Annotated in this window: 7 protein-coding genes; 1 reads left to right on the top strand and 6 read right to left on the bottom strand. The window is 37.6% G+C overall.

Annotated features, from left to right (window positions below; all coding sequences use genetic code 11):
• The 5 genes from LVD15_RS21920 to LVD15_RS21900 form a co-directional block, all read right to left on the bottom strand.
• Entirely contained in the window at positions 1–963 is a 963-nt protein-coding gene (locus tag LVD15_RS21920) for a PorP/SprF family type IX secretion system membrane protein (protein ID WP_233777334.1), read from the bottom strand.
• A 7-nt stretch (positions 964–970) separates the two neighbouring features.
• On the bottom strand, positions 971–6,736 hold the full coding sequence (locus LVD15_RS21915; protein ID WP_233777333.1) for a T9SS type B sorting domain-containing protein: 5,766 nt from the start codon (positions 6,734–6,736) through the stop codon (positions 971–973).
• Between the two features lie 16 nt (positions 6,737–6,752).
• The gene (locus LVD15_RS21910) at positions 6,753–7,130 is read right to left on the bottom strand and encodes a hypothetical protein (RefSeq protein WP_233777332.1); all 378 of its coding nucleotides are present in this window, start codon (positions 7,128–7,130) and stop codon (positions 6,753–6,755) included.
• Positions 7,131–7,269: 139 nt separating this feature from the next.
• Positions 7,270–10,482: an FG-GAP-like repeat-containing protein gene (locus LVD15_RS21905; protein WP_233777331.1), complete on the bottom strand. Its 3,213-nt coding sequence runs from the start codon at positions 10,480–10,482 to the stop codon at positions 7,270–7,272.
• A gap of 43 nt (positions 10,483–10,525) precedes the next feature.
• Complete coding sequence (locus LVD15_RS21900; RefSeq protein ID WP_233777330.1) at positions 10,526–11,815, bottom strand: PorP/SprF family type IX secretion system membrane protein; 1,290 nt, start codon at positions 11,813–11,815, stop codon at positions 10,526–10,528.
• A gap of 269 nt (positions 11,816–12,084) precedes the next feature.
• Here LVD15_RS21900 and LVD15_RS21895 point away from each other — a divergent pair, with 269 nt between their 5' ends.
• A complete protein-coding gene (locus tag LVD15_RS21895) occupies positions 12,085–12,837 on the top strand; it encodes a porin family protein (protein ID WP_233777329.1) in 753 nt (250 codons plus the stop codon).
• Positions 12,838–12,964: 127 nt separating this feature from the next.
• On the opposite strand, the gene trpF is transcribed toward LVD15_RS21895, so the two are convergent.
• A complete protein-coding gene (gene trpF, locus LVD15_RS21890) occupies positions 12,965–13,576 on the bottom strand; it encodes a phosphoribosylanthranilate isomerase (RefSeq protein ID WP_233777328.1) in 612 nt (203 codons plus the stop codon).
• Between the last annotated feature and the right edge of the window lie 67 nt (positions 13,577–13,643).

Genomic DNA, 13,643 nt, shown 5'->3' with positions numbered 1-13,643 from the left:
CTAGAATTTAAACACACTAGGACATTCCACGTTACCATGAATCTTTCTAATTCGGAACCTATAGTTCAAAGAAAATTCATGTGTACCAGCAGAATACTGATTGATATCTGACGAAGTCCAGTCGTATGAATAACCGAAATTTAAAGAATCACTGATCTTTAGTTGAATGTAAGTGACTATAGCATCTACATTTCTATAAGAAGCTCCTACACTAAATACATCATAAAATATAAAACCAGCATTCAAATCCATACTTAATGGCTGACCTTCTTGTGCTCGAACCAATATGGCAGGGTTAAACACTACAGTTTTCATTCTGCTTAATGGAAGCATCATACCACCGTGTAAATAATAATACCTTGCTTCTTTAACTCCATTAACGAGGTCTTCAGTATCTGTTAGATCCACACTATTAGTAAGAATGAAAGGAACCGAAAAACCAGCAAAGAATAAATCATTACTATAGTATACACCAGCTCCAAAGTTAGGCTTAAACTTATTATCAAAAGTGGAGAATGAAGCATCCCCCGGATCCACTAAATTTAAGTCACTAAAATCTGCAGAGGTTAAGTTAAAACCTGCTTGTAAACCCATAGAAAATGTTCCCATTCCTGATCTAATGATGAAGGCATAACTACCAAAAACGCTATTGTTATTATAGCTACCTATCTGGTCATTTGCCACTAACATGCCTACACCAATTTTATTCTTTAGTAATGATGTATGCGCACTAAAGGAAAAGGTCTTGGGTGCTCCGTCAAAGTTAACCCATTGGTTTCGATACATGGCAGTAGCGCTCACTTGTACGTGGCTACCTGCTACTGCCGGATTGATCACTAACGGGTTAAAAATGTATTGCGAGTAAACTGGATATTGCTGGGCTTGTGTTTTTATAGCTGACATAAAAACAAGTACAACAACAAGAGCCAGACAATTTCTATTAAGGTTAAAAAATAACTTCATACTAGTATCAGTTTACAATTTCTAAGTATCCTGCTAATGGTTTAGTACCATCTCGTTTATCTATGATGTAGAAATAGGTTCCATCAGGTAAGTCGGTTCCCATTACACTTAATCCTTTGTTAGAGACTCCATCAAAGAAATTACTTTCATTATTGTAGCCTTCAGTCTCATAAACAAGTGTTCCAGCACGGTTAAATATTTTGACAATACTTTCCTCGAAATTCTCAATACAATCTATATAAAACTTATCATTTTGAGAACCACTATGCCTGGATATACCCCTATGTGGTGTAGGATTTGATAGTATTTCAACATCTTCACTCACATAACACTGGGCACTAGAATAAACATGAGCTGTATATATACCTTCAGGAACATCTCCCAAAACAAATCCTCTGTAAAGTTCATCAGCAGGATCACCACCCTGAACTGTCCAGATTACTCTGGCAATATTTACATCATTAGTTGGCACGAGTGTAATAGCGCCATTTGGAGTACTACAGTCAGGACTTACAAATGAGAATGTAAATTCAGGGTATGACTCTTCATGAAGAATTTCAGCAGTCGCTATACCTGTACAATGAGAAACATTGTTCTTAGCCACTACAGTATAAAAACCTTCAGCCAAATTCCTGATTCTTTCACCTGTTCCAATCGGAGAACCTGTTGGTTCAGATCCTTCATACCACGTGAAGGTGTAACCTACAGTACTTCCTTCTACAGAAGTTGATAAAATACCTCTTGGAACTTCATAACATCCAATATCATGAGCCTCTATTTCAATAGTAGGCACAAAAGCTGCTGGTTGACTAATTTCTACTTGCACTTCATCTGTTCCTGTACATTGCGTAGTATTATCAGTAGCCATAACTGTATATGGAATACTAGCTTTCAACTTAGAAACCTCTGATCCTGTAAATACAGGAGAAGTGATTTCGGTACCTTCAAACCATTGGAACATATATCCTATAATAGTACCATCAACTGATACCCTGGCTGCACCGTCTGCATATTCCTCATCACAAACAGTCATAGGCGCAAAGGCTTCAACCACTGGTTCAGGCATTACTAAATCATTGATGACTGTTACGGTTTCAGGTGCAGAAACACAACTTGGATCAATATTGCTAGTAGCAATAACAGTATATTCCCCTTGAGGAATTTGATTCCATATCTGACCGATATATGTACCTAAATCATTATTACTCCAAGAAAAGGAATAATCATTGTTAGAACCATTTCGAATTACACTTGCTGACACAGCACCATTGCTCAATGTTGCACAGTTAGTTACCATAACAGAATCCGGACTTACTTCAATTACCTTAGTATCTAAATCCATTTGGTAAGTAGCATTGGTTGTACAATAACTATCATTATTAGTTACCCTAACAGTGTAGAAATTATACCCATCTAGATCAGTGGCTATTTCTCCATTTGTCCCTGAAACATTAGCTGCATTCAAAGGAGGATCTGATGTAGTGGTACCATGAAACCATTCATACGTATATCCAGATGTACTTGAGCCAGAAGCTTCTACTTCGAGCATTCCTACTTGCTCAGGAAACACACATTGTGATGGATTTGAAAAGTCAGTCAATGTTATGCTAGGATTATCAATAGTTTCATCCTCAATAGTAAATTCTATACTTGCGGTTTTACAATGACTGTCATCATGTGTCACAATTACAGAATATGTGCCGGGTTGTTGAACATCTTCTATCTGGCTATCAGTATCACCTAAAAGGATTGAATTAGGATCAAACCATTGGAAAGTGTAATCTGCCAAATTTGCAGGAGCACCATCCTCAAGGATATTCGTAATTGTAATAACACTACCATTATGGCTTGGGTCACAACTAACAATGTTAGTAATTGCAATATCAGCTCTTGGTACTGAAATAGTAGGGCGGTCATCATATATTCTAAAAGTACGTGTAGTCAAACATCTCCTAAATTGAGTGTTATCTTCCACTTCTACTGTATAGTAACCAGGACTTAGGTTTATTAAATGATCATTACTGCTGACATGATAGAGGTCGATAGGTGTAGCATTATTTTCTCCTTCATACCACACAATATCGAACTCTGAAAGTGGTCTGGCACCTCCATCTATCTCTATTATTATTTCACCATTACCGTCTCCACCTGTGTCAGTACAATAGGTATTATCATTATTGGTCGTTACAGTAATTGAAGGATACTCAACTATAAGTTCTATTTCTGCTCTTACAATTGGATCTTGACATACAGCAATAACCGGATCAGTAGGACGTGCTGTTATCGAATAGTTTCCACTAGGTAAATTAGTGAATTCATAAACAGTTTGATCTTTCACGCCATAACGACTATCCAAAGGTTGTCCTGTTACATCGTCTCCTTCATATATAATGATCTCATAGTAACTCTCATCAAAAGGGTCTATAGTGGTAGGATTTAAAGATACCTGAATCTTCCCATTATCATCACTACAATATGATGCCGTCTGCACCGTATTTAAGTCTAACTGATGTCCATCATTTTGTGGCATATAGAATACTGCACTCTCTTCACAATGAGTAGTAAGGTTTCTGGCTAGTACAGTATAGTTACCAGCTGTTAAGGAAGCGGCGGTAAATACATTAGTTCCTTCTAAGAATGGGGTAGCGGTAGCTGGATCTACATTGCCCTGATACCAATAGATATCATAATCTGCTGAACTCGGAGATACGTTAATAGCCAATACTCCGCTATCTTCACTACAATCATTAGGGAAGCTAGATGCAGAGGCATTTAATTGAATTCTTATTTGCGGACCATCAATAGTAACGGTTTCAATGTTAGAGGCCTCGCAGAAGGAAACGTTATTAACTGCTCTTACCGTATAAGTACCAGCTGCTAAATTTGAAAGAGTGTTCGACGTTTCGGTGAAGTCTGGACTAGGTTGTACTGATGCCCCAAAATAGTAGTAAAAAGTGTAATCAGAAACATCCCCAGCATTCCCATCTTCATCTACTCCAACAGTGATACTACCGTTAAAAGGTGAGCATTGAGTAACATTGGTTTTACTATCTATTGATATTTCAGGAATTATCCTATCGTTATCTATGGTTACTTCAGCGGTATCAAAACAACCATTTGCATCAATAACTTTAACAGTGTAGATACCCTTTGCAAAGTTATTTACAGTGGCTGTACTCGCTAAAACTGTCCCAGTAGTGTTTTGACCTAAATACCACTCATAAGTATATGGAGCGGCACCACCAGTAGCAGAAGCCTGAGCTGTACCTAAAGGTTGGTCATCATCACAAGAATAATTATCTGATATTTTAACTGCAGTAGCTACTGGAGGTACTGTTTGGTTAATAGTTACAGTAACAGTATCTGAAGAACACCCACTATTTTTAGCAAAAGCAATTACGGTATAATCTCCTTCTGGTAAATTATCCAAAGTAGCTCCTGTTGCGCTTACTGTAGGTAACGGAGTTGCTGCAAAATACCATTCAAAATCATAGTCTGAAGTATTACCTCCAACATTGGCTGAAACTGTACCTGAATTCGCATTAGAACAGTTGATGTCTGTCGCTGTTGCTGTTACAGTGCTCGTTACGCGGTTATCGGTTACGTTCATACTTTCAATAGTAGAACATCCAGTCAATTTCTCGGTTACGATAACTGTATAACTCAAACCTCCGGTTAAATTATTGACTGTAGGGCTAGTGTTTAAAACTTCCCCTGAAGTTAAGTCACCAAGGTACCACTCAAAAGTATATTTACCATTTGGTTGCAGATTGCCATCTTCATCAAAAACACTTACTGTTAACCTGCCATTAGGTTTCGTACAGCTATTATCACCACGGTTCTCATGTATTTGGGCTACTATAGGTTTTTGTTCAGAACCTACTGTTACCACACCCACCGCTTCCGAATTACACTGTGCCGTCTTATGCACAGCATACACAGAATAGGTACCTGATGGTATACCTGAATATACAGCACCTTCATAATCTGGGGTTCCTGTAACGTCATTGCCTGGGTTAAACCAATAAAAATCATAATTTGAAGTCACCTCATTGCCATCAATAAGTCTAAAGGCTCTTGCTGTTCCATTAGGAGAGGCATCAGTGGTACATCTTATATCAGGCGTAGTGGCTACTGAGATTTCAAACGGAATAGGAACAACATCAGCTGATGCTATATCATCATAATCACACTCAATAAAATCGGTATTCCCCTTATACGGATCTGGTAACGGTACTGTTGTTCCATTGTCATTTAAAACAATATATAAAGTAAAAGCAGATCCTGGGCCTGTCACTGTGATATCCGTCACTTCATAAACATCGCCCACATCAAAGTTATTGAAAGTAAAATATTCTGTCGAAAGCCTTACAGTAGAATCTGATTGAGGATGATTCTGATAAAATGTTATTGGAAGTTCACCTGTGAGATCTTTATCACCTGTATTTGTAACCTGAAAAGATACCGTAAAATCCATTTCAGGGCAGTGTGGTGGCTCAACCGTAAGTGACCCCTCTACAATTCCTAGATTAGGACGTGCATAAGTAGGGCAACCGTAGGAGTTTAAATAAGGGGACTGATTTAAGAATCCATTTAAAGGTCTATTTTCACCGTCAGTACAAGTTTCCTCAGACCAAATAAGGTGGTGTTTTTGCTGTCTTCTCGGTATAGTTAGGTCATTATTAACGTTAACATTAAAATATGTATGCTGATTCCATAGTCTTCTTGCTGGAACCCAAGGCTCTGTTGCTGATTTGTATACTCGAACCTGACCATTTTCCCAATTGGCATCATTATTAAATTCTCCTGATGACATATTATCATTGGTAGCACAGGCAACACAAATTTCTGTTGAGCCATCTGCATCAACGTCTGCCACTATAGGATAGTCCACATTAGTTCGTGATATGCACTTTATAGTAGTATTATCTGAGCCATCATCACCGTTAATAATATAGAGATACTCTTCATCTCTGTAGACAATCTCCATTTTGCCATCACCATTGAAATCAAATAATGTACAGCCCGTATATCCAGAGGTTTGTTCTTTAATTGACTTCTTCCATAAATACTCGAAATTTTCATTTAATGCATATAAATATTGACCAGTCACATAAGAAACATTTAATTTTCCGTCTCCATCAAGGTCACCAATGTTTAGTCTTCCTGTGCCATTTTTCCAGTTATAGCTGGGGTCTTGATATGTCCTTACTATATTATTATGAACATCCCAAAAGTACACTGTGGTATAGTCTCCATGACCACCACCACCAAGAGCCATTTTACCAGTCATAATGACGTCTAAATAACCATCTTGGTTATAATCAGCAATACTTGTTGCGGCTTCTCTAATTTTTGGCCTATAGAAACCGGGCATCTGCCTTTCTAACGTTAGCGTACCTGCAACTAAATCTACAGAATAAATTTTATCACCTACTACTAACTCTAGATCCTCATCTCCCAACATATCAACTGCAACAGGCCCCCCGTTTAGGTTATCCCAATCATTTGGTGTGCCTGCTACTAAGACTTGACCTGTAGAGGCATTTCTAATCTCATTTTTGTAGTAAATTTCTACTTGACCATCTCCATTAAAATCGGCTAAGCTAGGATGAACCGGATCTCTGCTGAATCTTTCGGTTCTCCATAATTCTTGCAACTGGCAATTATATGCAGTAATATAGTAACCAGTTTCTACTGAAAAAATTTCTCCACAAGATTCAGGATATGATCCATTGGGATTGGGAACATTACCTATTGCTAGGTACCACATGAGGTCACGAGGTGTGTTAGTCACTCTTTTTCACTTCTCCAGTTTGACCATTTAGTATGGTTATTCTTCTACCTCTTCTACTTTTAGTAACTATTTCAGGTATTCCATCTCCATCTAAATCACCAACAGCCAATCTACCTAAATGATCTGCGGTTCGGTTATCAGATTGGAAATCTAGCTCCATTGTGAAATCAGCAAAATTGTCTGGTTTATACTCACAAGTAGCGTCATTTCCAAAATAAAATCCGTTACAATCTTCGCTTTCAGAGCAATCCGGATCATAGCAATCAATGAAGCCATCACCGTCATCGTCTATTCCGTTATTACACACTTCCTGAGCAAAGCCACTAATAGCAGCCAGTAGGAGTGACAATAAAATGACCAATTTTTTCATAAGCAATGCGTTTTACACTTTATCCCTGGTCATTGATAGGATTTGAAGGGGTTTTGTAACTGCTAAATCGTAAAAAAGTGATACAAAGATAGCATATTAAAGACGAGTTGACAATTATTGCCGATGAAGCGACATATTCTTATCTAAGAATGGTTATGCTTCCTGATTTTGTCACTTTTGAGCCATCACATTTGATCACATAATAATACACACCATCGGCCAACATTTGTCCGTTAGAAGTGCCATCCCAGTCATTATTATAAGGCTGAGCCTCATATAATAGATTTCCGGATTGATCGATTATAGTTACTGCACATTCTGGAAATTGTTCAATCTTCTCAATGACCCATAAGTCGTTTATATTATCTCCTGAATTAGGAGAGAAGAAGTTCTTTGGTTTGATTATGTTACCCACCATATCTGTAGCAATGAAAAGATCGATACTGGCCATGCCATAGCACCCATTATTATCTGTCCCTTCCACTGTATAGGTTTCAGATTGATTTACAGTAGCTATTGGGTTAGCAATTGTTGAGTCATTAAGTGAGCTGCCAGGAGACCATAAGTAATTAGCGAGACCTGTAGCATTTAATTGTACATTGCTTCCCGGAGATACTGTGACACTGTCAGAAGTGATATTAACTACGGTTTCTGGATATTCATCCAAGGTGATATTACCCAGGTTATCACAACCATTATCAGTGTTTACAAGCATAACTGAGTAGTTACCGGCTTCAGATACTGTAATTTCATTACTAGTTTCACCCGTACTCCATTCAATTTGATAATTGTCTGATACGTTAGCAAGAGTTAGAGTTACTTCTTCCTGAAAACACATGGGATTTTGAGATGCCTCTATTTCTACATCAAGCCCATCATCTATAATTTCAATTTCTTTAGTGAAAGTATCAGAGCAAGTAGAGCCCTCATAGCTTACTTCCAATATTACATCATAGGTACCTGGAACCCCGTAAGAGTGACCTACTTCTTCCTCTTCCAAAAAGGCACCATCACCGAAAGTCCAGCGATAATTGACAGTGGCATTAGCATCTACCGTACTATTATTGGTGAATAACACATTCTGTTGGGTGCACGCATCTTCTGCAGCACTAAAAGAAGCCGTTGGTTCTGATAGCATTGATATTTCAAGGGAATTAGATTCAATATCAGGACAAGATCCATTGTTTAAATCTGTTATTTTAACATAATATTCCTGTGTTCCTGGTGTATTTACCGAAAGGGTAGATCCAGTTTCACCTGAAATATTGCCAGATCCATTCGCCCACTGATAAGAATAATCTGATGTATTATATGGACTTACTGTTAAAGTAATTGGGTTGCCTTGGCAAGAAGCTGTTTCAGACGCGGAAACAGCAAAACTTGGAACATCAACCGATTGAACAGACACAGTCTCTGTGGCAATTAAACAACCTGCAGAATTATCATAAATGTCCACACTATATTCACCCACATCTATTGCAGCAAAAGATGATACTTGTGCAGGGTTTGAAGTGGAAGTAAAATTGTCAGGTCCCGACCACTCAAAAGTTTTACCGCTTACATTACCGGTTACTTGCAAAGTGGCTGTTCCGCCAATACATACTGGATCTACTGGAGTAATAGCGAAAGAGGCAGCTGAAGAAGTAACTACCTCAATGCTGATTGGGTCAGAGGTTTCAGCACATGTTCCTTGTGAAAGTGTTACTTCGTAAGTATGAGTACCAGAGGTGCTTGCCGTATAGGTATTGTCAGCCCCTGTTTGTTGTACTGCCCCGTCCATTAACCAAGTGTAGGTGGCATTTGGAATCTCCTGAGTTTCTAGATCTACAGGGTTAGAAGAGCAGACTGTTAGCGGACCTTCTTCATTCAAAACAGGGGTTACACACTTTCTATTCATTAATATTCCTATTCTTGCCTGCGCAAAAATGGTAAATACAATATCTGGCTTTCCATCCATATTGAGGTCACCCACTTTTAAATTTCTAGTCCTGTCAGAAACCCCTAAGTTTAATGTTTGATAGCTCAATGCGGCTGATCGATATAAAACAGAAACAACGGCGGCATTAGAATTGCCAACAACAAAGTCTTCAAATCCATCTCCGTCAATATCGCCTAAATCTAATCCCCACGGGCGGTTACCTGCAGCAACTCTATTACTTGCACTTACATTAAAAGAAAGCGCGCCGCCATTACTTGACGTGTTTAAATAATATGCCACATCACTACTGAGGTATCTTGATGCTATTAAATCTAGCTTGCCATCTCTATTAATGTCAGAGGCTCTTAAGTTTACAATTGTACCCGCAGCGGCTATGGCACTCACCGTACCGAATTGAATGTTTCCAGGTGTGCTATTATTTCGGAACACAAATAGGCCACCTCCATCTGTAAAATACAGACTTGCGGCTATATCAGGCTTTCCATCATTGTTTAAATCATCTACTAACAATGGGCCTGTTTGCAACGAACTGCCCAAATTTAAGGATACCGGTGCTGCAAATGAGACAGAGCCACCAGAAGTATTTCTCAGCACATATATTTTTCCATTATCGGCCTGATCAGAAACTATTAAATCAGGCTTACCATCTCCATCAATATCACTTATATCCACTAATTTAGTTTGTGAAGAAGCTATATCTACTATATATGGTGCGGCAGCAAAACCAATGCTTGCCCCACTATTGTTAGTCAATATGAAAACTCGACTAGAAGGATCAGTTTCATTGGCTTCTGAGAGAATCACTTCAGGTTTATTATCACCATTTAAGTCTGCTGAAGTGATATTTAAGGTAGTTGCAGTAGATGGTAAACTATAAGAGGAAGCCGTAAAGCTCGGACTGGCTGCGCCTACAGTTGTAGTATTGTTTTGCAATATTTGAATTGAATTACTTCCTGCACTAGTGACTATAATATCATTTTTACCATCATTATTGAAATCTGATATAACAAGATCATAAGGTGTTGGTTGTGTAGATTGATTAATCTCAGCGCTAAAATCACTAGCTGATAAACCGGTTTCTCCTCCAAAACTCAGAATGAAGGGGTAGGGGCTAAAGGCAGAGTTGCCATTAGTATTAGTTACCTTAACGTGCTCAAAGGTAGCATGAGCAGGTACTTCAACCTGTATAATCTGTGAAGTTCTAGAAATTACATTAGCTCTGGCATCTCCAAATGTTACCACACAGGAGGCGCTAAAGTTACTACCCGTAATAGTTACTGTCTGGCCGGCATATCCATATCCAGGAGAAACGGAAGCAATATCAGGAACTTGGGCCCACAAAACACCACTTACCAACAATAGACATATGGATAGAAGAGTGATTCTTCTTACATGGTAAGATTTAGTTTGCATAGTCTGAGTTTATAGTAAACATAACATCAAGTGACCTTTATATTTATTGCTGAACTGTAATGATGGTAACACTTTTATATTTAGTTAATTCCTGAACAGCCCTTCTTTGTTCATTGGCTTCTTTCAATTTATAGGTCTGGAAGCTATAAACATGGTATTTCTTATCTATATTATTATAAAAAATGTTGGTATACAATTCTCGCTCAGCCATTCTACGTACGAATTCATCCGCAGAATTGAAATCTTTGAATGATTTTATAACAACATAATACTTTTTCATATTGCCATCACCCTGGTCATCACCACCTTCAGATATCTCATCAGCAGAGAAACGTGCTCTATGCGTCTCTGTTTTCTCCAATGTACGAAGTATTGGTTTACTACGCTCCATTTTTTTCTTTTCACCGATCCTAAGGGTTAACTGCACTTCATGAGTTCCCTGAGCCAGCCCTTCAACATATTCTGACGCCGGTTCATAAGCATAACTGAATAAGAAGCTTTTAATTTTGAAACCTAATAGGGCAGAAGCTCCATAATTCATTCTATAAGCACCACCTACCCAGAAGTTTTCTGTTAAGTTAAGTGTAGCCAGAACCTCAATTCGTTGATCCTGTACCTTTGAGTATTTGTATAAGAAATATAACTGTAATGGAGCATAAGGGTCTTCAATTTCTACCCGCCGTTTCATTCTACCATATTTACGAGTTACAATCTTCTTTTCTAATGGCTTTTTGAAGTAGGTAACAAACTGCACTTCATCAAATGGAGAAAACTCATAAGAGGTGAAACTATCCGGATTCAAATAGGTAGGGCTAAAAAGTCTGGGCAGACTTATCCCAATATTAAGGCCACTTTTTGAAGTAAGCTTAATTCCTGCATTAGCAATCGGCTGCATATTATTGCTGGTGTATTCCAAAAGAACAGGATCATCAGGATCATCAATAGCATTGAGATCAATGGTATTAGAGGTTAATCCTGCAGAAATACCAAAGTTCAACGTAGTGATCTTCGTTAAATATGCCCTATAGCTATAGGTAAACAAGAGGTCATTTGTATTTAACAACCCTCTTTCAAAATTACGTATGGTTACGCCTACTGAAGCCTTTTTATAGCTGAACGGTGTCTGAAACGTAAAAGTAGAAACTACAGGAGCTCCTTCAATTCCTCTCCACTGCTGCCTGTGATTAAAATCAAAACTCATATAACCCGATATTCCTGCCTCGGCAGGATTTATCAAATAGGGGTTATTATAGAAATGATTATACACTGGAGCAAGCTGTGCATTAACCTTCCATGCCAAAAAGAGTAGTACTATAAAAAAATATTTACTCATTAAGGAGTCCTATATTCAGAAAAATCTGGTATAAAAAAATCATAAATACCTTAAAGCCACCCCATAAAGTACATCAATTGAAATTTATCTCAAAATAAATACATTCCCACTGTAAAAAAAATTATAAATTGGGTTACTTCACAAGTGCAAAAAAAATGAATAATAGTTGGCTTAAAAAATTTAAGACAAAAAATGTATCGACGTAGCCCATGAACAACTTCGGAATCCGACTTTTAAATATAATATTTTTTTCTTTTATATTCTATTTTTTGACTATTTCTCCGGCCAAATCGCAATTATTAATTGGACCAAGAGCAGGAGTACAATATACTTGGGTAAGATATTCTGACGCAGATTATAGAGATTCAGTCAGCGTAAGCCCTGTATTAAATTATTTTGCCGGCATCACTACCGCCTTTAGAGTGAAAAATCGTTTCTTCTTAGAAATTGACTTACTTTATTCAAGAATGGGTAAAGAAGTAGAAAGTAAAATAGACCCATCTTTAAAGTATACCATGTATACTGATCATATTCAGCTACCTATTTTATATAGAGTGGATTTTAAGAAAGAAGTAGGAAAAGACAAGGCCTTCAAATGGTATATTGGTGCTGGGCCTACCCTTAGCTATTGGTTAAGTGGTCATGGTTCCGTGTCGTCAGTGGAACTTCTAGAAAGAGGTATTTACGGAATTGACTATAAATTGAAATTTGATAGTGACTATTCAGAAGCCGCTCCTGATGAACTTGGGGTTCCTGATCCTAACAGGCTTCAATTAGGCCTTAACGTAGGAGGGGGGCTAGTTTTCGAATTTCCGGGAGTATCCTCTTTGGCTGTAGATGTTAGATTTGAAATGGGACATTCCTATCTAGGAAAAGGCGATGCCGCTGAATTTAGGGATATTGTTCTGTTTACGGATTCTATGGAAAGTAAAAATATGGCTCTTAAAATAGGAGTATCTTATTTAATGGATACACGAATTTCTGAACGTAAGAAAGGAAAGAGTTCTATTAAAAGGCGGTAAATAATATAAGAGCCGTTTTGAAAATAACCATTAAGTCATATTGAGGTCACTCAAATTCTTCTTTATTTTTGAATAGGAAGACAATCCGAGATCCTCAATGTGACTTTGATAAATTTTGTAAATACTTTTAAGACACGTCCAAATCGTCCATTTCGAGCGATTCTAAAATATCTGCCAGTTCGTCATAATCCTTATAGCCTGGTCTTAATTCATTTCCGCCTTGAAGCGCAATGCCCGCCGCGCCCGTTTTTTGGAGCAATTCTTCAATATTATTTTCATCTACTCCTGAGCTCAAAAGAATCTGATAGGTATCTTTAAAATGATGAATAATATCTAGTTCTTCCTCTGTCCACTCATTTCCATTACCACTAACCAATAAATATTCAATAGGTAAATTTTTATCAATATCAATCAATTCTTTAGCCGTAGTAGTAAGTATAAGTGCAGAAAAATCATTACTTAGCTCTTTTACCTGCTGAGCATCAATTACTTGAACAAAACTTACATCATAATTTTGTAGGGCTTCTTTAATTTTATCAGTAGAATAGTTTTCAAACTCACCTACATATTCAACTCCTGATAACCATTCAGTGAGCTCACTGAATTTTTCAGGGGAAATATAACTTTCATTACCTTCTTCTAAAGAAAAGCCTATCTGGTTTACTTCCATACCAGCGCAATAACGCGCATCAGAGAGGTTATTTACAGAGCTTACTTTAACAAATGTTTTTAACGCCATAGATAATTCTTATTAGCTGATCAGCAAAATCCATTAAAAATTCGGGCAAAACTAAGGCAAAATAATT

The sequence above is a fragment of the Fulvivirga maritima genome (genome assembly GCF_021389955.1).
GTDB lineage: Bacteria > Bacteroidota > Bacteroidia > Cytophagales > Cyclobacteriaceae > Fulvivirga > Fulvivirga maritima.
This window is presented reverse-complemented; position numbering and strand designations above follow the sequence as displayed.